Origin of the sequence: Lentzea alba (assembly GCF_047445655.1) — a bacterium.
Lineage (GTDB): Bacteria > Actinomycetota > Actinomycetes > Mycobacteriales > Pseudonocardiaceae > Lentzea > Lentzea alba_A.
In genome coordinates, this window is the sequence record NZ_JAJAEG010000047.1 from 1 (window position 1) to 25,757 (window position 25,757).

At 68.0% G+C, this 25,757-nt stretch carries 24 protein-coding genes; 10 read left to right on the plus strand and 14 right to left on the minus strand.

Going from position 1 to position 25,757, the window contains the following annotated elements; genetic code table 11:
* Window positions 1-205: 205 nt before the first annotated feature.
* Both LFM09_RS45550 and LFM09_RS45555 read left to right on the plus strand, forming a co-directional pair.
* Entirely contained in the window at window positions 206-1,057 is an 852-nt protein-coding gene (locus LFM09_RS45550; RefSeq protein ID WP_414102882.1) for a helix-turn-helix domain-containing protein, read from the plus strand.
* On the plus strand, window positions 1,032-1,214 hold the full coding sequence (locus LFM09_RS45555) for a DUF397 domain-containing protein (RefSeq protein ID WP_414102884.1): 183 nt from the start codon (window positions 1,032-1,034) through the stop codon (window positions 1,212-1,214). The genes LFM09_RS45550 and LFM09_RS45555 overlap by 26 nt, the downstream gene beginning before the upstream one ends.
* On the opposite strand, the gene LFM09_RS45560 is transcribed toward LFM09_RS45555, so the two are convergent.
* Entirely contained in the window at window positions 1,167-2,504 is a 1,338-nt protein-coding gene (locus LFM09_RS45560) for an O-antigen ligase family protein (RefSeq protein ID WP_414102885.1), read from the minus strand. The two genes, LFM09_RS45555 and LFM09_RS45560, sit on opposite strands and share 48 nt — an antisense overlap.
* A complete protein-coding gene (locus tag LFM09_RS45565; protein ID WP_414102886.1) occupies window positions 2,483-3,367 on the minus strand; it encodes a hypothetical protein in 885 nt (294 codons plus the stop codon). Before LFM09_RS45565 ends, LFM09_RS45560 begins: the two co-directional genes overlap by 22 nt.
* Window positions 3,368-3,504: 137 nt before the next feature.
* On the opposite strand from LFM09_RS45565, the gene LFM09_RS45570 reads away from it, so the two are divergent.
* On the plus strand, window positions 3,505-4,473 hold the full coding sequence (locus tag LFM09_RS45570; protein ID WP_414102887.1) for a hypothetical protein: 969 nt from the start codon (window positions 3,505-3,507) through the stop codon (window positions 4,471-4,473).
* A gap of 16 nt (window positions 4,474-4,489) precedes the next feature.
* Here LFM09_RS45570 and LFM09_RS45575 read toward each other — a convergent pair whose 3' ends face one another.
* From LFM09_RS45575 to LFM09_RS45585, 3 genes are read right to left on the minus strand one after another with little or no spacing between them, the layout of a single operon-like run.
* Window positions 4,490-5,683: a glycosyltransferase family 1 protein gene (locus tag LFM09_RS45575; protein WP_414102888.1), complete on the minus strand. Its 1,194-nt coding sequence runs from the start codon at window positions 5,681-5,683 to the stop codon at window positions 4,490-4,492.
* A complete protein-coding gene (locus LFM09_RS45580) occupies window positions 5,680-7,131 on the minus strand; it encodes a lipopolysaccharide biosynthesis protein (protein WP_414102889.1) in 1,452 nt (483 codons plus the stop codon). The genes LFM09_RS45575 and LFM09_RS45580 overlap by 4 nt, the downstream gene beginning before the upstream one ends.
* Window positions 7,128-8,153 (minus strand): glycosyltransferase, encoded by a 1,026-nt coding sequence (locus LFM09_RS45585; RefSeq protein ID WP_414102890.1) that lies wholly within the window; start codon window positions 8,151-8,153, stop codon window positions 7,128-7,130. Before LFM09_RS45585 ends, LFM09_RS45580 begins: the two co-directional genes overlap by 4 nt.
* Window positions 8,154-8,262: 109 nt before the next feature.
* Between LFM09_RS45585 and LFM09_RS45590 the strand changes: the two genes are divergently transcribed.
* Window positions 8,263-9,105, plus strand: a complete 843-nt coding sequence (locus LFM09_RS45590) for a glycosyltransferase (RefSeq protein ID WP_414102891.1) — start codon at window positions 8,263-8,265, stop codon at window positions 9,103-9,105.
* Window positions 9,106-9,120: 15 nt separating this feature from the next.
* Here the strand turns inward: LFM09_RS45590 and LFM09_RS45595 are convergent, their stop codons facing one another.
* From LFM09_RS45595 to LFM09_RS45605, 3 genes are read right to left on the minus strand one after another with little or no spacing between them, the layout of a single operon-like run.
* Window positions 9,121-10,365: an MFS transporter gene (locus LFM09_RS45595; RefSeq protein ID WP_414102892.1), complete on the minus strand. Its 1,245-nt coding sequence runs from the start codon at window positions 10,363-10,365 to the stop codon at window positions 9,121-9,123.
* 5 nt (window positions 10,366-10,370) lie between these two features.
* A complete protein-coding gene (gene asnB / locus LFM09_RS45600; RefSeq protein ID WP_414102893.1) occupies window positions 10,371-12,194 on the minus strand; it encodes an asparagine synthase (glutamine-hydrolyzing) in 1,824 nt (607 codons plus the stop codon).
* A gap of 2 nt (window positions 12,195-12,196) precedes the next feature.
* Window positions 12,197-14,197, minus strand: a complete 2,001-nt coding sequence (locus LFM09_RS45605) for a glycosyltransferase (protein ID WP_414102894.1) — start codon at window positions 14,195-14,197, stop codon at window positions 12,197-12,199.
* A gap of 111 nt (window positions 14,198-14,308) precedes the next feature.
* Here LFM09_RS45605 and LFM09_RS45610 point away from each other — a divergent pair, with 111 nt between their 5' ends.
* Together LFM09_RS45610 and LFM09_RS45615 are read left to right on the plus strand one after the other, a co-directional pair.
* A complete protein-coding gene (locus LFM09_RS45610; protein ID WP_414102895.1) occupies window positions 14,309-15,640 on the plus strand; it encodes a glycosyltransferase family 4 protein in 1,332 nt (443 codons plus the stop codon).
* On the plus strand, window positions 15,640-16,935 hold the full coding sequence (locus LFM09_RS45615) for a UDP-glucose dehydrogenase family protein (protein ID WP_414102896.1): 1,296 nt from the start codon (window positions 15,640-15,642) through the stop codon (window positions 16,933-16,935). Before LFM09_RS45610 ends, LFM09_RS45615 begins: the two co-directional genes overlap by 1 nt.
* A gap of 234 nt (window positions 16,936-17,169) precedes the next feature.
* Here the strand turns inward: LFM09_RS45615 and LFM09_RS45620 are convergent, their stop codons facing one another.
* Window positions 17,170-17,862 carry a PIG-L deacetylase family protein gene (locus LFM09_RS45620; protein WP_414102897.1) on the minus strand — a complete coding sequence of 231 codons (693 nt, stop codon included), beginning with the start codon at window positions 17,860-17,862 and terminating at the stop codon, window positions 17,170-17,172.
* A 35-nt stretch (window positions 17,863-17,897) separates the two neighbouring features.
* Here LFM09_RS45620 and LFM09_RS45625 point away from each other — a divergent pair, with 35 nt between their 5' ends.
* Window positions 17,898-18,389 (plus strand): SLATT domain-containing protein, encoded by a 492-nt coding sequence (locus LFM09_RS45625; protein ID WP_414102898.1) that lies wholly within the window; start codon window positions 17,898-17,900, stop codon window positions 18,387-18,389.
* A gap of 927 nt (window positions 18,390-19,316) precedes the next feature.
* On the opposite strand, the gene LFM09_RS45630 is transcribed toward LFM09_RS45625, so the two are convergent.
* Complete coding sequence (locus LFM09_RS45630) at window positions 19,317-20,222, minus strand: hypothetical protein (protein ID WP_414102899.1); 906 nt, start codon at window positions 20,220-20,222, stop codon at window positions 19,317-19,319.
* A 10-nt stretch (window positions 20,223-20,232) separates the two neighbouring features.
* On the opposite strand from LFM09_RS45630, the gene LFM09_RS45635 reads away from it, so the two are divergent.
* Window positions 20,233-20,685, plus strand: a complete 453-nt coding sequence (locus LFM09_RS45635) for a hypothetical protein (protein ID WP_414102900.1) — start codon at window positions 20,233-20,235, stop codon at window positions 20,683-20,685.
* A gap of 9 nt (window positions 20,686-20,694) precedes the next feature.
* Here LFM09_RS45635 and LFM09_RS45640 read toward each other — a convergent pair whose 3' ends face one another.
* Both LFM09_RS45640 and LFM09_RS45645 read right to left on the minus strand, forming a co-directional pair.
* On the minus strand, window positions 20,695-21,462 hold the full coding sequence (locus LFM09_RS45640; RefSeq protein ID WP_414102901.1) for an enoyl-CoA hydratase/isomerase family protein: 768 nt from the start codon (window positions 21,460-21,462) through the stop codon (window positions 20,695-20,697).
* Between the two features lie 10 nt (window positions 21,463-21,472).
* Window positions 21,473-22,432 (minus strand): magnesium transporter CorA family protein, encoded by a 960-nt coding sequence (locus LFM09_RS45645; protein ID WP_414102902.1) that lies wholly within the window; start codon window positions 22,430-22,432, stop codon window positions 21,473-21,475.
* 69 nt (window positions 22,433-22,501) lie between these two features.
* Between LFM09_RS45645 and LFM09_RS45650 the strand changes: the two genes are divergently transcribed.
* Window positions 22,502-23,827 carry a serine/threonine-protein kinase gene (locus LFM09_RS45650; protein ID WP_414102903.1) on the plus strand — a complete coding sequence of 442 codons (1,326 nt, stop codon included), beginning with the start codon at window positions 22,502-22,504 and terminating at the stop codon, window positions 23,825-23,827.
* On the opposite strand, the gene LFM09_RS45655 is transcribed toward LFM09_RS45650, so the two are convergent.
* Together LFM09_RS45655 and LFM09_RS45660 are read right to left on the minus strand one after the other, a co-directional pair.
* The gene (locus LFM09_RS45655) at window positions 23,812-24,678 is read right to left on the minus strand and encodes a hypothetical protein (protein ID WP_414102904.1); all 867 of its coding nucleotides are present in this window, start codon (window positions 24,676-24,678) and stop codon (window positions 23,812-23,814) included. The genes LFM09_RS45650 and LFM09_RS45655 overlap by 16 nt on opposite strands.
* Window positions 24,671-25,162: an RNA polymerase sigma factor gene (locus LFM09_RS45660; protein ID WP_414102905.1), complete on the minus strand. Its 492-nt coding sequence runs from the start codon at window positions 25,160-25,162 to the stop codon at window positions 24,671-24,673. The genes LFM09_RS45655 and LFM09_RS45660 overlap by 8 nt, the downstream gene beginning before the upstream one ends.
* 79 nt (window positions 25,163-25,241) lie before the next feature.
* Between LFM09_RS45660 and LFM09_RS45665 the strand changes: the two genes are divergently transcribed.
* Window positions 25,242-25,727 (plus strand): GNAT family N-acetyltransferase, encoded by a 486-nt coding sequence (locus LFM09_RS45665; RefSeq protein ID WP_414102906.1) that lies wholly within the window; start codon window positions 25,242-25,244, stop codon window positions 25,725-25,727.
* The last annotated feature ends 30 nt before the right edge of the window (window positions 25,728-25,757 follow it).

Below are 25,757 nucleotides of genomic sequence, written 5' to 3' on the forward strand. Positions count from 1 at the left end.
TCAGAGCCCTATGGCGCCGTGCGTGCCGTGTCGCTCGATGCGCGCGTATGCCGTGTCGCGCGTTGCGCACGCACCACACACACGACACCGGCCGGGTACCCCCAATTTCAAGCTTAGGCGCCAGGTCTGACAGTGGACTGGGAGTTGCGTTTTCACCCGAACGAGCCGTTCTTTGGAATTGGTTCAACGCCTAGCGTGCAGGGCCATGACCGCGATCATTTCCACCGCGTACAGCCGGGATCTGGGCGACGAACTGCGCAAGACAAGGGAGGCCAGCACGACGCTGGGCTGCCGCGACATGGCCGTCCAGCTGGGGTGGGACCCCAGCAAGGTGTCGAACATCGAGAACGGCAAGGCCCGCGCCTCAGACGTCGACCTCGCCCAGTACCTGGCGACGTGCGGCAAGAACCTCGACTACCTCCAGGAGTTCGGCAACCGGTACCGCCACGCGTTCGACCTGTACTTCGCTCAGGTACCGGGCAACCTGCGCACGCTCGCCATGGTCGAGTCGATGGCCACGAAGATGTCGATCTACGAGATCTTGTCCGTGCCAGGCCTTCTGCAGACGGAGTCATACGCTCGCGCGTTGTTCGTGGAGACCGGGTGCGAGTCGCTGGAGAACATCGAGAAGGGTGTCGAGCGCCGCATGGCGCGGCAGAGCATCTGGCGACGGCCGTACCGGCCAGACTGCGTGTTCTACGTGCATGAACTTGCATTGCAGATGCAGGTCGGTGACGCCAAGGTCATGGAAGACCAGTACCTGCGCCTGCTCTTCAACGCGCACGTCGTGCGAGTCGTACCGGCGAGCGTCAGGGGAGTCGCGTTCCACTCGAAGTGCACGCTGTTCGAGTTCGGCAAGGCTTCACCCCTCGCCTACACGGAGACCGATCTGGCCAAGGTCTTCGCACAGGACAGCTTGGCCGTCACGTGGAGCAAGAAGCTCTTCGAGCGGTTGGATGCGGTGGCCTTGGATGAGGAACAATCGAAGAACAAGCTGGCGGCCTATGTCAGCGGACTTCGAGAGGATCCTCATGACCAGCGATCGGACCTGGCGTAAGAGCTCCTACAGCGGTGGCACGACCGACAGCGACTGTGTGGAGGTCTCCCTGGCTCACGACGCGCTGGTTCGGGACTCGAAGAACGCGAGTGGGGACGTCCTCGCGTTCTCAGCCCCGGCCTGGCACGACCTGATCAGCTGGCTTGGCTCTCGCTGAGGCTTCCTGTTTGGCGATCCGCAGCAACGCCCCGGACGTGCCTATCAGCAGGAACGTCAACCCGGTGGCCACGCTGAAGCTCAGCGAGTCGAACGTCGCCGCACCGAGCGCCGAGGTCAGCATCGCGCCCACCAGGCACACCGCGATCCCGCGGATGTCCTCGTCCTTGGACAGCGCGCGGGCCCGCAGCGCCGCGAAGATCCCGCCGATGAACAGCAGCACGAACGCCAGCAGGCCGAGGTAGCCGTTCTCGATCATCGTCAGCAGGTACTGGTTGTCGAGGATCGTGTACTTGGACGGCAGGAACGTGCCGAACCCGCGGCCCAGCCACGGGTGTTTGGCGATCTCCAGCCAGGCGCCGTCGTAGTCCTTGGTGCGGCCCTGGAACGACGGGTCGTCCTCGATGTTGGAGAACATCGACGTCACCGTGCCGAAGAGGCCCGGGACGACGGCCGAGGCGCCGCCGAGGAACACCGCACCCACGCCGAGCAGCGGCAGGCCGCGTTTGCGCGGGAGCAGGACGCCGAGCACGATGCCCGTCACCACCAGGCCGATGATCGCCGTGCGGGACAGCGACAGGATCGACATCAGGCTCAGCAGCGACAGCGCCGCCCACCAGCGGCCCTGCGGTTCGCCGCGGTCCTTCGCCTGGAACACGAAGTGCGCGGCGAACGGCACGCCCAGCACGCAGACCAGGCCGAACTCGATGGGGTGGTTCACCGTGCCGGCCGGGCGGAAGAAGATCGACCGCGACTCCAGCGCCGAGTAGCCGTTGTCCTGAACACGCAGGCCGGGCAGCGTCACGTACGAGGCCAGGTCGAGGCCGAGGCCGAACTGGATCAGGCCGACGAACGCGCCGAACGTGAGGCAGCCGACCATCACCCGCAGCATCCGGTCCAGGCGGTCGCGGGTGCGGACCGCGTCGCACACGAACACCGCCAGCGCCGCCATCGCCACGATCCGGACCAGCGCCGAGTCCGACACCGACAGCTCGTCGGCCGGCAGGTAGCGGCGCGTCGCGATGGCGTACGTCATCAGGTGCAGGACCACGTAGACCGCGAGCAACGTGCGGACCGCGTTGCGGCCCTTGGCGATCGACAGGTGGTCGACGAGGTGCGCGGCGAACCACAGCACCGCCAGGCACAGCGCCACGAACAACGCCGGTGGCAGTGTGATCGGGACGAACGCGATCGTGAACCTCGCCGGCACGACGAGCAGTGCCAGCAGGTAGAAGATCAGCAGGGTGGCGCCGTCGGCACGCTGCTTCGTCAGTCGTCTTTGGTCGGCCATGCCGGGTCTGGGGGCTTGGGCGCGGGAATGATCACGGTCTTCTGGTGCGCGTTCGGCAGCGGCTGTTGCGGCGGCCGGTGGGCTCCGGGCCCGTTCGGACCGACACCGTTCGGCATCGCGCCGCCCGGCACGGCACCGTTGGGCGGACCACCCAGCGGCTGCGGGTGCTGGCGGGCCGGAGGAGCGGGCGGCAGCGGTGCGCCGTCCTTTTCGGACGCTCCGGCCTCCTTGCGGCGCTTGAGCTTCAGCATGATCGAGTCGGCCGCGAAGGTCGAGGCCAGGGTCAGCAGCAGCAACACGACGGTGGCCGCGCCGACGTACCGGACCTTGCCGCCGATCTTGGCCGACGCGGTCGTCGGCTGCACCAGGGTCTGCGCCGTGATGAACGTCTGTTCTGGAGCGTTCAACGCCTTCTGCTGCCCAGCGAGCTCCGCGATCGTCTTTTCGAGCACCTTGCCGACCAGACCCTGCGCCGCCTCGGCCGAGTCGGCCTCGGTCGTGATGAACAGCAGCGGGCCGCCCACCGGCCCGGTGTTCGCGGTGTAGGTGGCCGTCGAACCCTCGCCCGCGAGCTCCACCGCGGTCTTCGGGTCACCGAGGATCTGGGTCAGGATCTGCGCGGTCGTGGTCAGGCTGCCGTCGAACTGCAGCAGCGGGTTGACCTTGACCACGTCCTCCGGCTTGGTCTTCTCCGAGTAACGTCCGCCGGCCGCGGGGGAGGTCAGCACCAGCACACCGCTCGACTCGTAGCGCGTCGGCACCGAGATGTAGACGTACAGCGCGAGGACACCGGTGAGCAGCACTGCGGGGAGGGCGATGTACCACCGCCGCCGCAGCACTCGTACGGTTCCCCAGAAGTCCATCAAAATCCCCGATCCGCGGCTCGGTCTTGCGAACCCAATGTCCGTAGGGTATCGCCTGCCTGGAAAATCGTGGTGAGCTGCCAACTGTTACAGGCCGTAGCTGCCAAGCGATGAGGAAAGGGAATCCAGGAGGCAGCATGCGTGCAGGACGACTGACCGTGACCGTCGCGGCCATTCTCGTGGTCATCGGCGGGACAACGGCTTACGTCGTCACGGCGGCCAGCGACGCGAACGAACCGCCGGCAGGCGCCGAGCACGTGTCGCAGGCCAAGACCGGTGACCTGCTCTTCGTCGACCTCGCGGGCGGGCAGAACCGGGTCGAGAAGCTCGCCGAGGGCGGCGCGCGCACCCCGACCGAGCTCGCCTGCCAGCGCTTCTTCACCGCGGCCGGCACCAGCGTGTGCCTCAAGCTGTCCGGTCCCGGCCCGTCCTACGCCGCCGAGATCAGCCGCGACGGCAAGCTCGTGAAGACCGTCGCACTGCCCGGCATCCCGAGCCGCGCGAAGGTCTCGCGGTCCGGGAACGTGGTGTCGTGGACCAGTTTCGTCACCGGCGACTCGTACTCGGTGCCCGGCGGGTTCTCCACCCGCACCGGTTTCTACGACGTGCGCACGGGGGAGTCCGCCGAGTCGCTGGAGCACTTCGCCGCCACTGTGGAGGGTGCTCCGCTCACCGCGCGTGACATCAACTACTGGGGCCTGACGGTGGGTTCCGACGACAAGACGTTCTACGCGACGCTCGCCAGCGGTGGCTTCACCTGGCTGGTGAAGGGCGATCTCACCACCAAGAGCGTGACGTCGCTGCGTCGTGACGCCGAGTGCCCGTCGCTCTCGCCGGACGGCACGAAGGTCGCGTACAAGAAGCGCATCGGCCGCCTCGGCCCGTGGGACCTGGCGGTGCTCGATCTTGGTACCAACGCGGAGAAGCGCCTGCCCGGCACGGCGGGAATCGACGACCAGGCCACCTGGCTGAACGCCGACGAGCTGGCGTTCGCGGCGGTGCCCAAGGACGCCAAGCTGCCTGCGGTTCACGTGGTTCCGATCGACGGCTCGCAGCCCGCGAAGGTCCTGATCCCGGACGCGACTTCGCCGTCCCCAGTGACGTGAGGAACGTTCTCGCGAGTCATGTGGACAGTTCGCGGCGGAGCACCTTTTCCAGCTCATGACCGGCGGCCTCCCATGAACGTCCCTCCACACTGGACGCGGCCGCACGGGCGATCGCGTCGAAGTTCGGCGAGGTGACCACGTCGGAAAGCGCACGCGCCAGTGAGTGCGGGGTGGGTGTCGCGTACCGAACGTGGTCGTTGTCCAGGACTACGCGGTTGAAGTGCGCGTCGTTCACCACGGGGATGCAGCCGGCCGCGAGCATCTCGTGCGGCACCAGTGACACGTTGGTCATCGACAGTGACAACCCGGCGAAGCAACGGTTGTAGATGGAGTTCAGCTCGTCCGGCGTGACCAGGCCGTGGTCGACGAACTGCGGGCCGGGTAGCCCGATCTTCTCGCCGTAGACGTGGATGGTGACGTCCGGGTGCTGCTCGGCGAAGACCTCCAGCGCGAGCATGCCGAGCTCGAACGCCCTGCGCGGTGCCTTGCGCCGCGCGTAGAACACGATGCCGTCGCGCTTCTCACTGCCGAGCTGGTAGCGGTCCGCGTCGCAGCCGAAGTCGAAGTGGTCGGCGGGCATGCCGTGCTCGTCGCGGACCTTGTCGGCGAGGAATCGCCCGGCGGTGAAACCGTGCATGCCCATCCGATAGGTGTTCTCCGCCAGCGCGTAGAGCCCGCCCGACGGGTAGAACCACGGCTCGTAGTCCTGCACGAGGTAGAACCTCTTGCCGGCACAGGGATCGTTGAACGCCGGGTACGCGGTGATCCACGCCGTCGCGAACACCGCGTGCGCGTCGGCCATGCCCTCGGTCACGTCGTGGATCGAGCCCTTGAAGAACGGGAACGCGTCCCGCACCACGGGTTCCAGGTCCGCGACCGTGTTGCCGAACGTCTCGTACAGGTACAGCCGGCACTCGTGACCCAGCGACTCCAGGTGCCGGATGAGCCGGAACATGGTGGTGTGGCCGCCGGATCCCTTGGACGGGGGAGCGGTCACCCAGTTGATCGTGAGCTTGCCGTCCTGCGGGATCGGCGGGATGACGACCGGTTTGCGCGACTCGACGTCGGCCTTGCGGACGTCCTCCAGGCGCACCGGCAGGTCCTCGCCCTCGGCACCCAACCGGCGCGTGGCGGCGTTGAGCACGCGGATGCCGAGCTGGCGGGCGCCCTGCTCGCGGACGATCTTGGTGACCTGTCTCAGTCGTCTCACGCGTCGGCCTTCTTCCGCAGCACGCCAAGGATTTCGTGTCTCATCGGGAACACCACGGCCGCGTAGGCGAGGCACGACAGCGTGCCGCCGACGAGGATCTGCAGCAGCTCGCCGTCGATCATGTTCCGCACCGCGAGCACCACGGCGACCATCAGCACGCCACCGAGGAACGGCCGCAGCAGCCGGGCGCCCAAAGCACCCGCCCGCACCCCGTACGGCTTGAACGCGATCAGGTACGCGGGCGTGATGATCAGGACGCCGACGATCACGTGCGCCACCGCGACCCCGCGGATGCCGTCGAGCTTCGCACCCAGCGCCAGCAACGGCACCAGCGCGCCCAGCCACACCAGGTGGATCACCAGGATCGCCCGCGACCGCCCGGCGGAGGCCAGGTAGTCGTAGCCGAGCTCCAGGGCGACTCTCACCGCGCCGAGCAACACCAGCAATGCCAGCGCGGCCGCCGCGGGTGCCCAGCGCTCGCCGTAGACCACGCGGATCAGCGGGTCGGCCAGTGCGGCCAGCAGCACGCACGCGGGCACCGTGACGAGCGCCAGCAGGCCCAGCGCGCGGCCGAACGACCTCTGGAACAGCTCCGGGTCCTCGCGCACCTTGGAGAACGCGGCCAGCGACACGGACCTGACCGGCGCGGAGAACGCCGACACCGGCCAGCTCGCGAGGTTGAACGCCAGCAGGTAGAAGCCCAGCGACACGGTGCCCAGCATCGAGCCGACCACGATGTAGTCGACGTTCATCACGCCGAAGATCAGCAGGCTCGACCCGGCCAGCGGCAGGCCGAACGACAGCAGCTGCCTGGCCTGCTCGCGGTCCCAGCCCGGCCGGAACCGGTCCTTGGTGAGCCAGAACATGATGATCGCGGCGGACAGGTTCTGCGCGATCCGCTGCCACGCGAGGCTCCACGCGCCGAAACCCATCAGCGCCAGCACGACGGCGACCGCGGTGCCACAGACGAACGCGGCCGTGTCGGCGTAGAACTTGTGGTCCTGCCGGAAGTTCCGCTGCATCATCGCGCCCGGCACTGCGGTCGCGCCGGCGATCACCAGAGCGATCGACATGAGCTGGATGACGCCCGTGGCCTCGGGGGTGTCCATCGCGTTCGAGAACCACGGCGCGCCGACCACGCAGATCAACGCCAGCAGCGTGCCCGACGCGAGCGACAGCGTCGTGACGGTCGGCGCCATCTTCTCGACCGGGTCGTTGGTGCGGACCAACGCCGCGCTGACGCCGAGTTCCGAGACGCTCAGCACGATGTTGAGCACGACCAGGGCGACCGCGAAGACGCCGAACTGCTCGGGAGCGATGAGACGGGCCAGCAGGACGCTGAAGCCGACGGCCGCGAGACGTTGGAGCAGGGAGTTGACGGCGCTCCAGCGGATGGCGCTGGAAACCCGGCCTTCGAGCTGCCCCTTGTCCTGTTCGACTGTGCTCACCACTCGCCCCGCCACTTCCAGCGCTGCGTGCCGACCCACAGCTTCGCGCGCTTGTAAGCGTGCGGTGCGAGGAACAACTGAGTACGGCTCAGGAACGACGGGCTGAACTTCTGCCGGCGCGACAACGCCCGGTACTCCGGCAGTTCTTCCAGCTGCGGGTAGGTCTCACGGGCGAAGTCGAGCAGCTCCTTCTCGGTGCCGTCGAGCTGGTCCCGGTCGTGCAACCGAACCGCGCGCCACAGCGCGTCACCCGCAATAGCCTTGCGCGCCAACGGCTTCAGCCTGGCGGGCAGTCCGGGGTTCTCCTCCAGCACGAGGTCGAACACGTCCCGGCGCTGCTCCAGATCGGCGAACACCGACTTGAACGTCGTGCGCATCATGGAGTTCTCGTGGACCCGGTAGTACGCGCCGGGCTTGCCGCTGACGTACCCGATGTCCGACACGGCCGCGATGCGCAGCCACATCTCCAGGTCGCCGGCGTGCGGCAGGTCGGCGCGGTAACCGCCGACCTTCTGCTGGATCTTGGTGCGCACCACGACCTCCGGCGAGGAGATCACGTTGCGGCTGCTGCGGAAGCGGTTCTCGATCCACTGCTCACCGCGCCAGACCTTCGAGGTGGTCGGCAGCTGGGTGACCTTCGGCAACGCGTCGTGGTCGCTGTAGTACACAACGCGGCCGTACACCATGCCCACGTCCGGGTTCTGCTCGAAGACCGCGGCCGCGCGCTGAAGCGCACCGGGCGCCAGCAGGTCGTCCGCGGACAGCAGCACCGTGTAGTCGGCGCTCGCCCAGTCCAGCAGGCCCTCGTTGTAGGTGGCGATGTGCCCCTTGTTCACCTCGTGCCGGTAGCCCTCGACGCGCTTGTCGGCGGCCATCAGTTCGGCCATGACCTCTGGGGTGTTGTCCGATGACGTGTCGTCGATCACAAGCACCCGCACGTCCACACCGGGCTGGTCCAGGACACTGCGTACGCAGACCGGTAGGAAGTGGGCGTAGTTGTAACAGGGGATCACGACGTCCACTGTGGGAAGCGTTGGCACAACCTAGCTATCGGTCTGGCGCCGCTTTCGTTAGCCCCGCAACGTTTTGGGCCCATCGGGCGATGTACGGGTGACCGGAGTAAGGGGAGTCATGGACCACGTCATCCTGACGCGCTTCAACCTGCCGTCGAAGGGCGCCGAAAGTTACGTGCGGGCGAAGGAAGGATGGCTCACCGAACGCGTCGCGCTGTTCGAGCGCTACTGCCTGCCATCGGTGCTCGCGCAGACGGACAAACGGACGCGTTGGCTCATCTATTTCGACCCCGAATCACCGAAATGGCTCAAGGACAAAATCGCCGAACACGGTGACGCGTACACGCCCGTTTACCGTGCGGAAGTCTCGCGGGAAGAGCTCAGATCGGACATCCGGTCGCTTTTCTCCCAGACCGGCGACGAGCTCATCACCACGAACCTGGACAACGACGACGGTCTCTCCGTCGACTTCGTGGAACGGCTCTGCGCCGCGCCCCGGCCGACGACCACGGCGGCGTACTACCTGGTCAACGGCCTGATCAAGTCCCCGGGCGGCCTCTACCACCGGGTGGACCGGCACAACGCGTTCGTCTCGGTCCGCGAGACCTGGGACGAGCCGGTCACGTGCTGGGCGCACTGGCACAACCACATGCACCTGCACTTCCCGGTCGTGGAGCTGGGCGGCGCGCCGGGCTGGCTGCAGGTCGTGCACGGCGGCAATGTGTCGAACCGCACGCGGGGCCGGCTGGTCTCGCCCGAGCCCTACAAGGCGGCGTTCGGCGACTCGCTGGACGACGTTGCCGAGCCGGGGCTGGGAGCGGTGGCGCAGGACCGTCTGGTGTCTCAGCCCGTCCGGTTCGTGCGCGACTCCGGCCGGGTGGCCGCGAAGAACGCGGCCATGAAGGTGCTCGGCAAGGGTGGCTTCGAGGCCATCAAGCAGAAGCTTGCCGCTCGCGGTTGATTCCGCCTGTTCCGCTCACGAGCGCTTTTCTCGTGAGCGGAACAAGCCCAGATCGCTTTGATTCAACGCAGCTACGACGAGGGTGACGGTGAGCGCACACAGCGCCACCGTCACGCCCGTTTCAAAGCTCGCGTACTGCAGCAGCAGTCCAAAAGCGACGGATGAAACGAGACGGCCCAGCGCCTGACCCGTCTGGACCACGGAAAGCCCGGACGCCCGCAGTGACTCCGGCGCCGACTCGCTCACCTTGGCCGACAGCACGCCGTCCGTGGCCGCGTAGAACAGGCCGTGCAGCAGGAGTGCCGCGATCGCGATGCCCATCCCGCCTTCCGGGATGAACAGCAGCGCGTACACGCCCAGCAGCAGCCCGTGACCGACGAGGAACATCCGCCAGCGGCCCATGCGGTCCGCGAGCTTCCCGAGGGGCGCGGCGGCCGCGAGGAAGACGACCGCCGTGCCGAGCGGGAGCAGAGGCAGGTAGCCGAGCGAGATGTTCGTGGCCTTCTGCACCAGCACGTACACGAACGCGTCCGAGACGGTGGCCAGGCCGAGCATGCCGGCCGAGATCGTGGTGCGGCGGAAGTGCTTGTCGGTGAGCAGGTTGAGACCTGCCTTGAACGACGGCCGCGGCCCCTTGGGCTTCTCCTTGACCGGTGTCTCGCGCACGAACGAGATCAGCACGATCAGCCCGATGACCGCGAACGCCGCGGACACCGCGAAGATCGGCCCCGGCACCATCCCGATCTGGGCGAGCAGCAGGAACGTGATGAGCGGCCCGAGCAGCGCGCCGAACGTGTCCATGCTGCGGTGCACGCCGAACGCCGCCCCGAGCCGGTCCTCCGGCGTGGCCAGCGAGATCATCGCGTCGCGCGGTGCCGTCCGGATGCCCTTGCCTGCCCGGTCCGCCGCCATCAGTGCGCCGATGCCGAACGGTGAGGCGCCCACCAACGGGAAGAACACCTTGGTGGCGGCGGAAAGCCCGTAGCCCGTGGCCGCGACGGCCTTGGGCCTGCGGAACTTGTCCGAGATGCCGCCGCCGACCAGCCGGAGCACTGCGGTGGCACCCGTGTAGATGCCGTCCAGCAGGCCGAACTGCGCGTAGCCCAGCTGGAGGGTGAAGAGCAGGTACACCGGCAGGAACGCCGTGATCATCTCGGCCGAGATGTCGGTCAGCAGGCTGACCGTGCCCAGCGCGAAGACCGTGCTCGGCAACCGTTTGCGGAAGTCGGTCTTGGCGGGGCGGGAGGAGGCGACGTACATGAGACCTACCAGCTGAGCGTTTGGTGCCACACCTCGAGCGACAGCAGCGTCCAGATGCGCGGCTGCTCGTTGCGGTCACCCGAGTCGTGGTCGTCGAGCAGCGAACGCACCGCGGCCCGGTCGAAGGTCTTGCCCACGAACGACGTGGGGCCGGTCAGCAGGTCGTAGGCCATGTCCCGCAGGCCGTCGCGGAACCAGGCGTCCAGCGGCACCTTGAAGCCCGACTTGGGGCGGTCGACGATGTCGGCCGGCAGGTGCTGGCGCGCCACCTCCTTGACGACCCACTTGGTCCTGCCGCCGCGCACCTTCACGTTGCTGGGCAACGAGAACGCGAGCTCGGCGACCCGGTGGTCGAGGAACGGCGGGCGCAGCTCCAGCGACGCGGCCATCGACATGCGGTCGCCGCGTTCCAGCAGGTTGTCCGCGAGCCACGTGTGCGAGTCGGCGTAGAGCATGCGCCGCAACGCGTCCCCGCGTCCGTTCTCGTACGGTGCCAGCACGGACCGGGTCGCCGGCCCGCCCAGCAACGCGGCGCGTTCCGCTACGGTGAACGGCGCGAACCAGCCGCGCATCCGTTCGGCGTAAGTGGGTTCGGCGATCGCGCGCAACGCGATGCCCAGCCGGGCCTTGGACGCCGGCAGGGCCTTTTCCAAGCGCTTCAAAGCAAACGAAGGCGCGGCACCGGCCAGACGGGTAGCGGTTGCGAAGCGGTACTTCGGGTAGCCACCGAACAGCTCGTCGCTGCCCTCACCGGACAGCACGACCTTCACGTCCCGGCGAGCCAGCTCGGCGAGCCGGAACACGGCGACGTCGGCCGGTTCGGACAGCGGCGCGTCGCGGTGCCAGGACAGCTTCGCCCAGCTGTCGCGGAAGTCATCGGCCGTGACGACCACGTTGTGGTGCACGCTGCCGACGATCCCGGCCACCTTCTCGGCCCAGTGCAGCTCGTCGACGCGAGGGTCGCCGAAACCCGCGGAGAACGTGTGGAGGGGCGCGCCGTTGCGTTCGCGTGCCACCAGCGCGGTGATCAGCGACGAGTCCACGCCACCGGACAGGTACGCGCCGACCGGCACGTCCGCCACCAGCGCGTCGCGGACCGACGCCGTGAGCGCTTCGTCGACCAGCCGGACGGCCTCTTCCGGGGTGACCGAGCGGATCTGCGACTCGCGCGGCAGCTCCCAGTACGCCTCGGTGCGCACCTCGCCGTTGGCGGAAACGACCAGGTGGTGGCCCTGCGGCACCTTCCGGACGCCGCGAACCAGCGTGTAGGGCGCGGGTACCGACCGGTGCGCCAGGTAGTCGTGCAGCGACTCCTGGTCGACCTCGGCCGACCCGATCGCGGGCAGCAGCGCCTTGATCTCGGACGCGAAGGCGAACATCTTCGGGTCCGAGTAGTAGTACAGCGGCAGGATGCCCAGACGGTCGCGGAACAGGTGCGTCTCGCCGGTCTTGGCGTCGTGGATGGCGTACGCGAACTGGCCGCGCAGCTTCTCGACCCCCGCCGGGCCGTGCTGTTCGTACAGCGCCAGCAGCACCTCGGTGTCGCCGTTCGTCTTGAACGGGTACGCGAGCGCGGTGCGCAGCTGCTTGTAGTTCAGGATCTCGCCGTTGAACGCGATCTGCGTGGTGCCCGACGCGCCCGCCATCGGCTGCGGCGAGCCGGCCAGGTCGATGATCGACAGCCGGGTGTGGGCGAATCCGATCGAGCCGTCCGACCAGAAGCCGCTGTCGTCCGGGCCGCGGTGGTGCAGCCGCTTCGCCATCTCCGCGAGCAGCTCGCGCGAGACCGGCGCGCCGTCGAACCGTCTGATGCCTGCGATTCCGCACATGGTTACCGGTCCTCCGCGAGCTGCATCAGTTCACGGGCGCGGGAGTCCCACGACGCGGTCAGCACGGCCGCACGCCGTTCAGCGGGGGTCTTCAGGCCGCCGTCCTTCAACGTCAGCCTGATCTGGTCGATGAAGTCCGCCTCGCCCTTGGCGATCCGGATGACGTCTTCGTACCGCTCGACCTCGGGGAAGTCCGTGGACACGACGGCCAGGCCGAGTGCCAGGTACTCCTTCATCTTGATCGGGTTCGCGTGCTTGATCCAGTCGTTGTCGAGCCACGGCATCAGCGCCACGTCGAACCCGGAGCCGTAGCCGGGAATCGTGTCGTAGGTGCGGAAGTCCAGCCAGTGCACGTTGGGGTACTTCTCGTACCGCTCCATCGAGCAGGTGGCGTCACCGATCAGCACCACAGACGCCTCGGGGAACTCCTGCGCGACCCGTTCGATCAGGTCGAAGTCCACCAGGTAGTCGTCGAGGCTGCCGAAGAACCCGATGCGCGGCCCCGGAATCGAGGCGATGTCCGCGGGCAGTTCGTCGCGGCGGGTGAAGTGGTCGACGTCCACGCCGTGGTCGAGGAAGTGCGCGCGGTTGCCCGTCAGCTTGGATTCCTCTTCCTGGAGGGCGCGGGAAACGTAGAGCACGGTGTCCGAATTGGACAGCAGCTGGTTCTCCAGCGCGGCGATGGTGCCCTGGTCGGCCTCGGGGAACGCCGAGTGCCGGTCCGAGCGGTTGAAGACCAGACCCCTGTGCCGCATGGGCTTCACGACATCCCATGCCGTGGGGATGGTGGCGACGACGACCGGCGTGCCCATCCGCAGGAAGAAGCACACCGCGCGAACCTGGGTGCGGACCAGCACCGAGTTCAGCTTGCGCAGCCACGGCTTGCCGTAGAACGGCAGGGGAGCGGGCGTCATCACGTAGAAGTTCGGCGTCTCCGGGATCGGCTGGCGCACCAGCATCGCGACGCTCTTGGCCTTGCGGAAGATCCGGCGCAGGAACTGGGTGCTCTTGCCGGGTGAGGGCATCCGCAGGCCGATGCTGTTGACCAGCAACACCTTGCGGTGCTTCGCGACCCGGCGCAGCAGCTGGAAGTCCGAGTGCGCCCGGTTGTGGTACCACCAGTCCTGCGCGGAGAAGCACAGGTAGGCGGGCCCTTCCGAGGCCACTTCCTCCGGCCAGCGCCGCATCCCGAAGAGTCCCTTCAACGCCGTGCGGTGCTTCGGCGAACGGGAGCGCAGGCCCTCGTTCACGACCATCGCGAGCCACATGAAGAACGCGGCGAACCGGCCGTGCTGCTCGCGGTGCAGCCGGACCTTGTTCGCGGTGAGCATCGACCACAGCCGGGCGTTCGTGGAGACCTCGCCGCCGATGTGCGTGGCGGTGGCGCGGGGCTCGAACCAGACGCCGCCGGCTTTGATCATGTAGTCGGTTTCCTCCGAATAGAGGAAGTACCGTTCGTCCAAAAGGCCGTGCTGCTCGATGACTTCCCTTTTGATCAGCCACGCGCAGCCCGTGGCCCAGTCGGCGGCGTGCGCGCCCTGGTAGGCCACGTCGCCGACGACCGTCTCGCCGAGCCCGATCCGGCCGGCGCGGCCGCCGCCGATGAGCGCCTCGGCGAAGGCGCCCAGAGCGCGGGGCTTGCGGCGCAGCGAGTGGTGCAGGGCGCCGTTCTCGTCGACCAGACGGGGAACGACGATCGGCCGGTCGGCAGCGCGGAGTGTCGCGATGGCTCCGGGGTGCAACCGGATGTCGGCGTTGAGCACGAGAACGTCGTGTCCGGGGGCGGCTTTGATGCCCAGATTCACGCCCGCGGCGAATCCGGCGTTGACCGGGTTGCGCAGGATTTCCACGCCGGGGCGAGTGGCGGCCGCCACAGTGCCATCGGTGGAAGCGTTGTCGACCACGACGACCTTGACGTCGTCGGGCAGCGAGTCCAGGCATCCGGCGATGACCTGTTCGCTCTGGTAAGTGACGATGACCACCGCGACAGGTGACCGCTCCACAACCGCTCCTCGCTTTGGGGCTTGTGCCCGCTACATCGAGCGTTTTGGAACCTCCGTTACGAGATTCAGCGGAGCTGTAACCGTTTTGCCCTCTGGAGCGAGAACAAAGGCGTGACGTCATCGCCGCACGTGTTGATCATCGTGCAGAACCTCCCCGTGCCGCTGGACCGCCGGGTGTGGCTGGAATGCCGCGCTCTCACCGCCGCGGGTTACGAGGTTTCGGTGATCTGCCCCAAGGGACCTGGTGATCCCGCTTACCAACTTCTCGACGGAGTGCACCTGTACAAGTACGCTCCGCCGCCCCAGGCCGAAGGTGTGCTGGGGTACGCGTGGGAGTTCCTGTACTGCTGGGTGCGCACGGCGTTGCTGAGCGTGAAGGTGCGCGCACGCCGGCGGTTCGACGTGATGCAGGCGTGCAACCCGCCGGACACGTACTGGGCGCTCGCGCTGCTGTGGCGGCTGGGTGGCGTGAAGTTCGTCTTCGACCACCACGACCTCAACCCCGAGGTGTTCCTGTCGCGGTTCGGCGAGCCCAAGGGTCTCGCGGGCAAGGCGCAGTACCGGATCCTGAAGTGGCTGGAGCGCCGGACGTTCCGCACGGCCAACCGGGTGACGTCGACCAACACCTCGTACCAGAAGATCGCGTGGACGCGCGGTTCCGTGCCGCCCGAGCACACCAGCGTCGTGCGCTCCGGCCCGGACACCACCGTGATGAGACCTGTCGAGGGCGTGGACGAACTCCGACGCGGCGGCAAACATCTCGTTGCGTATCTCGGAATCATGGGCCCGCAGGACGGCGTCGACGGCGTCCTGGAAGTGGCTCGCAGGGTCGTTTTCGACCGCGGCCGCACCGACGTCCGGTTCGCGCTGCTGGGCTTCGGCGACTGCCTCGAAGACCTGAAGAAGCAGGCCACGGCGTGGGGGCTCGACCCGTACGTCGAGTTCACCGGACGTGTTGGGCCCGAACAGATCACCCGTTACCTGTCCACGGCCTCCGTCGGGCTCGGCCCGGATCCGTTGTCGCCTTTGAACGACGTGTCCACTATGAACAAGACCATGGAGTACATGGCCTACGCGCTGCCGGTCGTCACGTACCGGCTGACGGAGACCGTGGTGTCCGCCGGCGAGTGCGCCGTCCTGGTCGAGCCGGGTGACGTCGAGGCGTTCACCACGTCGCTGCTCGACCTGCTGGACGACGCGGAACGCCGCGCGCGCCTCGGCTTCGAGGGCCGGCGCCGCTGCGAGGCGGTGCTCGACTGGCGCCCGCAGGCCGAGAACTACGTGGCGGTGTTCGACGGGCTGACCGGCTTCGTCTCGCGCGGCCCGTTCCCCGAAGGCAGGCCCTCGCTGGCTGCGGGCACCGACCAGTGGGGCAACAAGATGATCGACGTGAGCGACGACGCCGTGCTCCGCGCGTTCGCCGTGAACCGAACGGGAGAATGATGTTCGTCAGAAGGATCGCGGTCGTCGGCACCGGCTACGTCGGTCTGACCACCGGCGCCTGCCTCGCGTCCCTGGGCCACGCGGTGGTCTGCGCGGACGTCGACGCCGGGAAGGTCGAACGGCTGTCGCGCGGCGAGGTCGACATCCTCGAACCCGGTCTCGCCGAGCTGGTCGCGGAGGGTCTCGCGTCCGGCCGGTTGTCGTTCGTGCTCGGGGCCTCTGCCGCGGTGGCCGACGCCGAGGTTGTTTTCCTTTGCGTGCCAACGCCGATGGGTGTCGGTGGCATTGCGGACCTTGCGGCGGTTGAGTCCGTTGTGGACGAGACGCGCGACCTGCTGCCGTCCGGTTGTGTGATCGTCAACAAGTCGACCGTGCCTGTCGGTACCGCTGTGCGGACCGCGGAGTTGTTGCGGCGTGACGACGTTGCCGTCGTGTCGAACCCCGAGTTCTTGCGCGAGGGTTCGGCGGTTCGTGACTTCCTGAACCCGGACCGGATCGTCGTGGGTTGCGACCAGCAGGACGCTGCTGAGCGTGTGGCGGCTCTGTACGCACGCCTTGGCGCGCCTACGGTTCTGACCGACGCGGCTTCGGCCGAGATGGTCAAGTACGCGGCGAACTGCTTCCTGGCGATGAAGCTCTCGTACGTCAACGCGGTCGCGGAGCTGTGCGAGCGGCTCGGCGCGAACATCACCGACGTGACCGAGGGCATGGGCTACGACAAGCGCATCGGCCAGGCGTTCCTGTCGCCCGGCCCCGGCTGGGGCGGCTCCTGCCTGCCCAAGGACACGCACGCGATGCTCCAGGTCGCGGACGCCGCCGACTTCGAGTTCCGCCTGCTGCGCGCCACGATCGACACCAACGAGCGCCAGCGCCAGCGGATGGTCGAGAAGGTCCGTCTCGCCGTCACCGGCAAGCGCGGCGGCTCACTGTCGCACGTGCGCCTCGGCCTGCTGGGCCTGACGTTCAAGGCCGGGACGGACGACCTGCGCGACTCGCCGGCTCTCGCGGTTGCTGCGTTGTTGCGTCAGGCGGGTGCTGAGCTCGTGGGGTACGACCCGGCGTTGTCGGGTGGCACGGACCTCGGCTCGGTGTCCCTTGTGGACGATCCGTACCAGGTCGCGAAGGACGTCGACGCGCTGGTCGTGCTGACCGAGTGGCCCGACTTCCGCTCGCTGGACTGGGCTCGTCTGGCCGAGACCGTGCGGCAGCCCGTCGTGGTGGATCTGCGGAACATTTTGGACCCGGACGTCATCCGCCGCGCCGGTTTCACCTGTACGTCCCTGGGGCGTCGCTGAGGTCCATTTGAGACTGTCCATTTAGCTCAATGGTGTGACCTGGCGCGCGGTTTTGGTGTGCTAGCGCTTTGATCTCCGGCAACACCCGGCGGGATCCGCTCGCCGGGGTTTGTCGGGGAGGTTCCCACCGATGGGTGCACTGATGGACACGGTCATGGGTCTCGTCAACCAGGCCAGCGGTCTGCTCGGCCAGGTTTCTTCGCTCGCGCAGGGCCTGCTGTCCGCTCTCCCGCTCTAACGAGGCAGGTCCGGCCCGTAGTTCGTGATACCCGCGAACAGATCGGTCTCCGGCAACGGGGCGTTCGTCGTGTCGAGGTCGCGGAAGTAGTGCTCCTGCACCCCGAACGCCCCGTGCACCTGCTGGCTGGCGTGGCACTGCAACGCCTTGCGCTTGATGTCCGCGACCTCGCTGATGTCGATCGTGGTGGACCCGTCTTTCGCGGTGAGGTAGAGCTTGGCCGGGATGCCGGTGCGGTAGACAGCTAGTTTCGCCACCCGGATCACGTGCATGTGGTCGCGGTGCGAGCTGTAGTGCGTGACCACGACCTGGGGCCGGTAGTGCTCGATGAGCGCGGCCAGCCGGCCCGCCGCGGTCTCCACGGGGATCGTGCAGAAGCCGCCTTCCGGGGCCTCGCCCGTGCTGCCGGAGTCGTGGTATCCCAGCAGTTCCAGGTCGGCGACGTTGAGTGCTTCGCAAGCGGCTTGCAGTTCCAGTTTGCGGTGCGCGGCCACGGCTTTGGGGTGGTGGCCGATCTCGCCAGGGGTGGCTCCGCTCGGTGCGTCGTCGAACTCGCCGTTCGTCGCGGTCACCACGACGGTTCTGGCGCCGAGTCTGGCGTAGTGGGCGAGCATGCCGCCGGTCGTCGTCGACTCGTCGCCGGGGTGGGCGTGAACGGCGAGCAGGGTCCTGGGTCCGTCGAACTGCACGCCGGGGAACGTACCTGGTGTTTATTCTCGCCCGCGTGACCGACTTGCCGTCCGGCTCCAAGCCGCTTGAAGTTACCCGAATGCCGTCCGGCCTGAAGCCGCTCGAGCTCGCCCAGCACCTCCGTGACCAGATCACGCGGGGGCACACGTACGCCCGGTCGCGGAAGCATCGGTTCCGGTGGAAGTCGGTGGCCGTGCGGCTGACCACGCTGGTCCTTTCGGCCGCGTCGACGATCATCCTCGGGTTGCAGAACCTCGATCCCTGGACTGGGACGGCGTTCTCGCTGATCGCGGTGGTGACGGTGGTTTCCGCGCTGGAGCCGTTCTTCGCTTGGCGGTCGTTGTGGGTGTTGATGGAGGAGGCCAGCTACAAGTTCCACCGGCTGCGTGATGATCTCGACTACTACCTGGCTTCGCGGCCGGCTGAGGAGGTTGATCCGGAGCGGGTGCGGGCCATGTTTCAGCAGTATCAGGAGATTTGGGATGGGCTCAGCTCGCGCTGGTTGAAGTTTCGGGAGAACGCGTAGGGGTGGGTGCCCCGTGCGGGCGGGGTGGCTTGCGTGGGCTGGCGCGGGTTCAGCGGAGGGTCGTCTGCCATGCGGGCGGTCGCCTTGCGAGGGTGGGCGAGTGCCGTGCGGGCGGGTTGGCTTGCGTCGGCTGGCGCGAGTTCCAGCGGAGGGGTCGCCTGCCATGCGAGCGGTCACCTTGCGAGGGTGGTTGCTCAGGCCTTGGACGAGCCGGGTCAAGTCATCGCCGCTTCGCGACGATTGCGATTGGGGCTTGACCTTGAGCCTCTTGCGAGGTGCTTGTCGGCCTTGAAAAGCCGGGCACATAACGCGCCCGGCCGATCCGAACACGGTAGCACCTCGCACTCAAGGTCAAGCCCCAATCGCCGGGCTGGGCACGTCATCACCGCAGCTCAGCGCGGCATCAGGCCTACCCGGCTCGCTTCGCATCGCCGCTGGCGGCAGGGCGGCTCGGCTTCGCCATTGCGTGCGGGAGGAGGCGTGTCGGGCTCGCCTTCGGCCTCGCGGTTGGCGGGAGGGCGGCTCGCCTTCGGGCTTTGCCCTGCGTGGGATCAGGCGGTTCGGGCTCGGCTGCGCCATCGCTTGCGTGCGATCACCCCCACCCGACGAGTGGCGTCGAGCGTGCGATCACCCCACCCGAGTGTTCTTGAAGGTGCGATCGCCCTACCCGAGTGGGTCTGGAGCGTGCGATCACGGCATCCGAGTGGCGTGGCGTGTGCGGTCGTCTCACCGAGTGGCGTGGCGTGTGCGGTCGTCTCACCCGAGTGGCGTGGCGTGTGCGGTCGTCTCACCCGAGTGGCCTGGCGCGTGTGATCACCCCACCCGAGTGGCCTGGCGTGTGCGGTCGCCTCACCCGAGTGGCCTGGAGCATGCGATCGCCCCCGCCAGAGTTGCCTGGCGAGGGCGATCGAGGGGTGTAGCTGAAGGTCAGGGCGAGCCTGCGGGCTTGCCCTTCGCGTCGGGGGCGTTCATGTCCAGCAGGAAGTTGTCCTGCCAGACGGCCCACTTGTAGCCGACGCCGTTCGAGGTCACGTATGCCGCGCCCCAGCCGCTGCCGGTGAAGCGGTTGTTGATGGAGCGCATGTTGCGGCCGTACTGGTTGCCGTGGCTCGATTCGAGGCCGAGCTGGTAGCCGCCGCCCTCCAGGAGGTTGCCCTCGACGGTGACGTTGTCGATGTCGCCGCCGTAGGTCTGGATGAAGAGGGCGCCTGTGTCCTGGCCGGTTGAGCAGTCGATTCGGTTGTTGCGGAACGTCAGCGTGCGGCCGGCGTTGCGGTCCAGCGGGAAGTCGCGGACGGTGGCGCCGTCGTTGTGCGCGTCGCCGGCGGTGCGCAGGCCTCGGACGTAGTTGCCCTCGGCCAGGCCGCTCAGGGAGTTGCCGGTGTTGTAGAAGCAGATGCCGGAGCCCATGCCGGTGATGTAGTTGCGCTGCAGGGTGCCGACGCCCAGGAACGCGCAGGACTTCGCGATCGTCGACGCGGAGAGCTTCGAGCCGTCGATGTTCGAGTCGCGGATGGTCACCGGGGAGCCCGTGACCTGGCATGAGTTGCTGCCGCACGGGCCGTTGGTGGTGACCAGCGGGGCGGCCTCGTTGAGCTTGGTGGGGCGGATGCACGACTTCTCGATCGTGATGTTGCCCGCGAAGAGCGTCAGGGACTGCTCGATCCGCTTGCCGGAGATGACGGTGCCCGCCGCGGGGGAGCCGGGGCCGGTGTAGACGGGCAGGGCGTCGCAGTTGAGGCCGTGAGCCGCGAGGCCGGTGTTGCCCTGGGTGAGCTTCCAGCCTGGCGAACCCGCCGGCGCGGGGGTGCCGGGGTTCACCGGTGGCTTCACGGGGCCGTTGGTGGCGGACTGGGTCACCGAACTGGAAGGAGCTGCCGAGCTCGAAGGGGCGGAAGAGGAACTGCTGGTGGTGCTGGTCGAGGTGGCGCTGGTGCTGTCCGCGATCGGGGTTGGTTGGGCCGCCTTCGTCGGGGAGCAGGCGGCCAACGCGATGACCCCACCGGTCAGCAGTACGGCCAATCTCAGTTTCACGCTGGATCTACCTCCACGCGCGTTCACGACGGGGGACCGTGAACCGCTCGTTGATTGTGTCGTCGGCCGTTGCGGAATGTGTACAAAACTCGTGCGACGGAGTTCGTACCAGCCGTTGAACGGACAGCACACTGCACGTGCGGAGGGGTGGAGTCAAGCGGATCTCGTTGTGCCGCAACATCATCTTCCGGGCGGGCGGGAATACTCCATCCGTGTGAGCAGGCAGATCACGGTTTTATCTCCGAGCCATATGATTCTTTGATGTGTGAGATCAGCGACCCAGGAATGTGGCGCGGCCGGGACCGTCCGTGAGGAAGCTGTGCACAGCGCGTGGCAGGTCTTGGGTTTCGTACAGCGCGGAGGCGATCGTCGTGACGTGAGCGTCCGCTTCCGGAACGCCACCGTGTTCGAAATGCGCGAGGACCTGCTTCGTCGCGGCGTGCGCCTGGGTGGGGCCGACGGCGAGCGAAAGAGCGAACTGTTCGGCGGCCAGCGCGAAGCCCTCGTCCGGCAGCACGCGGTTCACGACGTTCCAGCGTTCCAAGGTCGCAGCGGAGTACAGGTCGCCGGTCATCACGAACTCCTTCGCGCGACCCACGCCCGCGCGGGCGGCCAGGCGTTGCGTGCCGCCCATCGTCGGGGTCAGACCGACGACCTTCTCGACCAACCCGAAGCGAGCACTCTCCGCGGCGACGATCAGGTCGCACGCCACCGCCAGCTCGAAAGCCCAGGTCAGGCACAGGGCGTGGGCGGCGAAGACGGTCGGGATCGGCAGCGTGGCGAGGCGTTGCGGCAGCAGGATCATGCGGTCGAACAGCGCCTGCGCGTCCTCGCGGTACTCCTGGGCGGCGAACAGCGACACGTCGACGCCGCCCGAGACCACGCGACCGGTGGCGTTGATCAGCAACGCCCGCGCGTCCCCGAGCTCGTCGAGGGCGTCGTGGAACTCGGCGTCCAGGTCGAGCGCGTAGAGGTTGAGCGGCGGCGCGTCGATCGTGATGATCGCGAGCTCGTTCTGCCGGGTCAGGTGGATCTTCAAAGCGGTTTCCTCACAGCCAATCTCGGCGCTTGAACATCACGTACAGGGCGTAGGAGAGGGCGAAGATACCCAGCGTGGACACCCAGAAGCCCCACTTCTGCTCAAAACCGGGGTAGGGCACGTTCATGCCGTAGTAGCCCGAGATCGCGGTCGGCACGGCGATGATCGCGGCCCAGCTGGTGACCTTCTTCATGATCGAGTTCAGTCGGTTGCCCTGCACCGCGACCTGGGCCTCGCGCAGGTTCGTCACCAGCTCGCGCATCGAGTCGGTCAGCTCGGCGGTGAACAGCGTGTGGTCCTTGACGTCCTGGTAGTACGGCATCATCGCGTCGTCCACGATGGAGTGGTCGCGGTGCATCAACGAGCCCAGGACCTCGCGCATCGGCAACGCGACCCGGCGCAGCAGCACCAGGGACCGGCGCAGCTTCAGCGCCTTGCGGCCGACGTGCGGTTTCTCCTGGTAGATCTTGTCCTCCAGCGCCTCGATGTCGTCGTCGAGCCGCTGGGCCGCGCTGTAGTGGCCGTCCGCGATGTCGTCGAGCAGGCCGTGCAGCAGGAAGCCGACGCCCGAAGAGGCAAGAGAAGGAGCGCTGTCCCACCGCCGCGTCACGCCGTCCAGCGAGTACGACTCGTTCTCCCGCACGGTCACCAGCGCCTGCGGGGTCACGAACACGTCAACCTCGCACGTCTTGATCTCGTGATCCGATCCGTACTCGACCGCGTAGACGCTGAGGAAGAGATGGGTCGGGTAGCGGTCCACCTTGGGGCGCTGGCGTTCGACGAACGCGTCCTCGATCGCGAGCTCGTGCAACCCCAGCTCGTCGCGCAGCAGACCTATCTCCTCCTGCGACGGCGCGCAGAGGTCGAACCACACCACCGCCGAGGGATCTTCGAGATGATGGGCCACGTCGGCGACCGGGAAGCCGTGGTCCACGAGTTCGCCGTTGCGGTACAAGCGGGTCCGGCTCATGGGTGACAAGCCTACGTAGATCTACTCAGATGTGAGGATTGACGCCCAACTCCCGCTACCCTCGATCCGGTGAAGGTGGACCAACCTCAACGCATAGGCGACTACCTGCTGCTGGGCAGGCTTGGTCGTGGTGCCATGGGAACGGTCTACCTGGGGCAAGGCAGCGACGGACGGCAGGTCGCCGTCAAGGTCGCCCGTGCCGAGCTCGCCGACGATCCGCGCTTCCGCGAGCGGTTCCGCCGCGAGGTGCAGATGGCCCGCGCGGTCGGAAGCGCCGGCACCGCGGCGGTCGTCGACGCGGACACGCGCGCGCCGCGGCCGTGGATGGCGACGGAGTACGTGCCCGGCCCGACGCTGCAGGAGGCCATCGAACGCCACGGCCCGCTGCCCGAGCACCACCTGCGCAGGCTGGCCGAGGGGCTCGCCGAGGCCCTGACCGCGATCCACCGCGCGGGTCTCGTGCACCGCGACCTCAAGCCTTCGAACGTGCTGCTGGGCGCGGACGGGCCGCGCGTGATCGACTTCGGCATCTCGCGCGCGATGGAGCACACCGCGCTGACCGAGACGGGCATGGTCTTCGGCACGCCGGGCTTCCTGTCGCCCGAGCAGATCACCGGCCAGGAGGTCGGTTCGCCGAGTGATGTCTTCGCGTTGGGTGCCGTGCTCGTCTACGCGGCCACGGGCAAGGGCCCGTTCGGCGAGGGGCCGACCGCGACATTGCTCTACCGGGCCGCGCACGGCGAACCGGACCTCGACGGCGTGCCGAAGCCGCTGCGGCCGCTGGTGCAGAAGTGCATGCACCGCGACCCGGCCAAGCGTCCGGAACCGGCCGAGGTGACGAAGCTGATCGCGCAGGTCGTGACGCCGAAGCCGCCGACCTCGAAGCTGCCCGCGCCGATGACGCCCGCCGCGGCGACGTTCTCGACGTCGCGGATCGTGCCGATGGCGTGGGGCCTGACGAACCTCGCCGCCGCCCTGCTCGCCGCCGCGATCGCGGACCCGGCCGCCAAGGCCAACGGTGCCACGCAGCTGCTGGCGCTGGCCGCGTTCTGCGTGCTGGTCGTGCGCGCGGTCCGGTTCTTCGGTGCCGCCGCGCGCCGCAAGGTCGTCATCGAGATCAGCCGTGAGGGCATCGCGACGACGCGCAACGGCAAGTTCCACCAGTACTGGTGGTACGAGCTCGCACGGGTGCGAGTCGTGCCGCACAAGAAACGGCCATGGGTCGTCGTCTGGCTGAAAGATCCTGCGCCGCGCCGCTTCTTCGGTGCACATCACGGCGGTGTGCGGGTCTTCCCGATCGCCCACGAGCGGACCAGGCGGCGGCGCGAGCGCGATGTCGCCGAGCTGCGCGCCGCCCTGGCCTGGTACCTGCCGCGGTCCTACGACGGCCGCTGATCGGTCCACTCGTAGGTGACGGTTACCGAGGTCGGCCTCGTGCCGTTCACCAGCGTGACACCTGCGACGTCGGCCTCCTCCATGCCGGACACGCGCCCGGTGGCGGGATCGACGGTGAACAGGAACCGGCCGCCCTCGGCCGACACCTTCCCGTTGTCCCAGCGGATCTCAGGGGACTCCGCGAGCCTGCGGTACAGCGCGGCCCTCTCCTCGTTCGTCGTGAACGGTGACAGCAGCGCGTGCGCCGCGGCCGCGAGCTTCTGCTTCGGGTCCGCCGGCAGCGGTGTGGAGAGGCTCTCCTCCTTGCACGGCGTGGCCGCGCAGAACGTGGTCCACAGGCGCGGGAGGCTCAGCTGGCCCACGCTCTTGTCCGGTGCCGGCTGGGCACCCGACATCGGCCGCCGCTGGCCGGTCTCCCTGCGGTAGACGACCACCATCTCGCCGGGCGCGGTGGGCACCCACGCGTTGTACTCGAACTCGACCTGGAGCGTGCCGATCTCGGAGAGGCCGAACGCGGTGCTGGGCAGCACCTGCCAGATCCTGTAGGTGATGTGCTGGTACCTGCCGGTCGGCTTCGGACCGATCTCCAGCAGTGTCGCCGCCTCTTGCAACGAGGTGGCGGGTTTGGTCGGCAGGGTGGCGGGCGCGTCCCGGGAGGCGGGCCGCAGCGTCACCACCAGCCCGGTGATCATCACCACCGCCGCGGCGGCCGCGGCGATGCCGACCCAGCGACGCGAGCGCTTCGCCGGCGGCTCTGCGAACAGCTGCTCGCGCAGACGGGCCAGCCGCACGTCGTCGGCGGACCGCACGGTGTACAGCTCGGCGAGGTCGTCGTCCAGCACGTCACGCATGTTCCACTTCCTTCAGCTTGGCGCGCAGGCGGTGCAGACGGGACCGGGCGGTGCCGGGGTTGAGACCGAGCGCTTCCGCGGCCTCCTGCACGCTGAGCCCCGCCAGCGACACGAGCAGCAGCAGGTCGCGGTCGCCGCTCTGCATCCGCGCCAGCTGGCCGGCGATCCGCCGCAGGTGCGACCGGGCGTCGATCCGCGTCACCACCGTGTGCTCCAGCGTCTCGGCGACACCGAGGTCGACGCCGTAGCGTTCGGCGGTGCGCAACAGCCTGGTCTCGCGCTTGGCGTGGCCGCGCAACAGGTTCGTCGCGATGCCGTAGAGCCAGCCGACCACGCTGCCCTTGCCGGGGTCGTAGCTCTCCTGGCCGCGCATGGCAGCCAGGAAGGTCTCGCTGACCAGGTCGTCAGCAACGTCGACACCCACCCGCCGCGCCAGATATCGGTGCAGCGGCTGAGCGTGCTCGTCGAACAGCTCCGCGAACATCACGTCCCCAGTTGGCTTCCCGCGGCCGCCGTGTTGCAGTGACCTGAATCACAGTGGACGGGCTCCACATGATGATCCCATGACCAACTGGACCGTGACGGCCGCTGACGCCGCGCGCTCGCCGCTCAACCGCGAGTACAACGCGGAGATGATCAGCCGCTACTGGGGGCGGCCCACGAACGACGCCGAGATCGACGCCTACGAACGCGACGAGCAGGACCACGACGTGCCGGTGTTCCTCGTGGCGTCCCGCGACGGCGAGGAGGCGGGGTGTCTGGGCATGCGCTTTCTTGATGACGGCACCGGTGAGCTGACCCGGATGTTCGTGCGGACGCCGTTCCGCGGACAGGGAGTGGCCACGGCGTTGCTCAAAGCGATGGAGACCGAGGCGCTCGAACGTGGCGTCACGGTGCTGCGGCTCGACACGCGAAACGATCTCGTCGAGGCACGAAACCTGTACGCCAAACACGGTTTCGCGGAGATCGACCGCTACAACGACGCGCAGTACGCCGACCATTGGTTCGAGAAGAGGCTAACGTCCTTCGATTCTCCTGCGATGCATTGACCAGGTCGGGATGACGCTCGCCAGGAGGCA

Excerpts from the sequence above, each read along its gene's own strand:
- LFM09_RS45570 (WP_414102887.1), top strand. The coding sequence starts at position 3,505 with ATGCGTGCAGGACGACTGACCGTGACCGTCGCGGCCATTCTCGTGGTC.
- LFM09_RS45565 (WP_414102886.1), bottom strand. The coding sequence starts at position 3,367 with ATGGACTTCTGGGGAACCGTACGAGTGCTGCGGCGGCGGTGGTACATC.
- asnB (WP_414102893.1), bottom strand. The coding sequence starts at position 12,194 with ATGTGCGGAATCGCAGGCATCAGACGGTTCGACGGCGCGCCGGTCTCG.
- LFM09_RS45645 (WP_414102902.1), bottom strand. The coding sequence starts at position 22,432 with ATGAGCCGGACCCGCTTGTACCGCAACGGCGAACTCGTGGACCACGGC.
- LFM09_RS45660 (WP_414102905.1), bottom strand. The coding sequence starts at position 25,162 with ATGTTCGCGGAGCTGTTCGACGAGCACGCTCAGCCGCTGCACCGATAT.
- LFM09_RS45560 (WP_414102885.1), bottom strand. The coding sequence starts at position 2,504 with ATGGCCGACCAAAGACGACTGACGAAGCAGCGTGCCGACGGCGCCACC.
- LFM09_RS45550 (WP_414102882.1), top strand. The coding sequence starts at position 206 with ATGACCGCGATCATTTCCACCGCGTACAGCCGGGATCTGGGCGACGAA.
- LFM09_RS45590 (WP_414102891.1), top strand. The coding sequence starts at position 8,263 with ATGGACCACGTCATCCTGACGCGCTTCAACCTGCCGTCGAAGGGCGCC.
- LFM09_RS45595 (WP_414102892.1), bottom strand. The coding sequence starts at position 10,365 with ATGTACGTCGCCTCCTCCCGCCCCGCCAAGACCGACTTCCGCAAACGG.
- LFM09_RS45665 (WP_414102906.1), top strand. The coding sequence starts at position 25,242 with ATGACCAACTGGACCGTGACGGCCGCTGACGCCGCGCGCTCGCCGCTC.
- LFM09_RS45555 (WP_414102884.1), top strand. The coding sequence starts at position 1,032 with ATGACCAGCGATCGGACCTGGCGTAAGAGCTCCTACAGCGGTGGCACG.
- LFM09_RS45615 (WP_414102896.1), top strand. The coding sequence starts at position 15,640 with ATGTTCGTCAGAAGGATCGCGGTCGTCGGCACCGGCTACGTCGGTCTG.
- LFM09_RS45655 (WP_414102904.1), bottom strand. The coding sequence starts at position 24,678 with ATGCGTGACGTGCTGGACGACGACCTCGCCGAGCTGTACACCGTGCGG.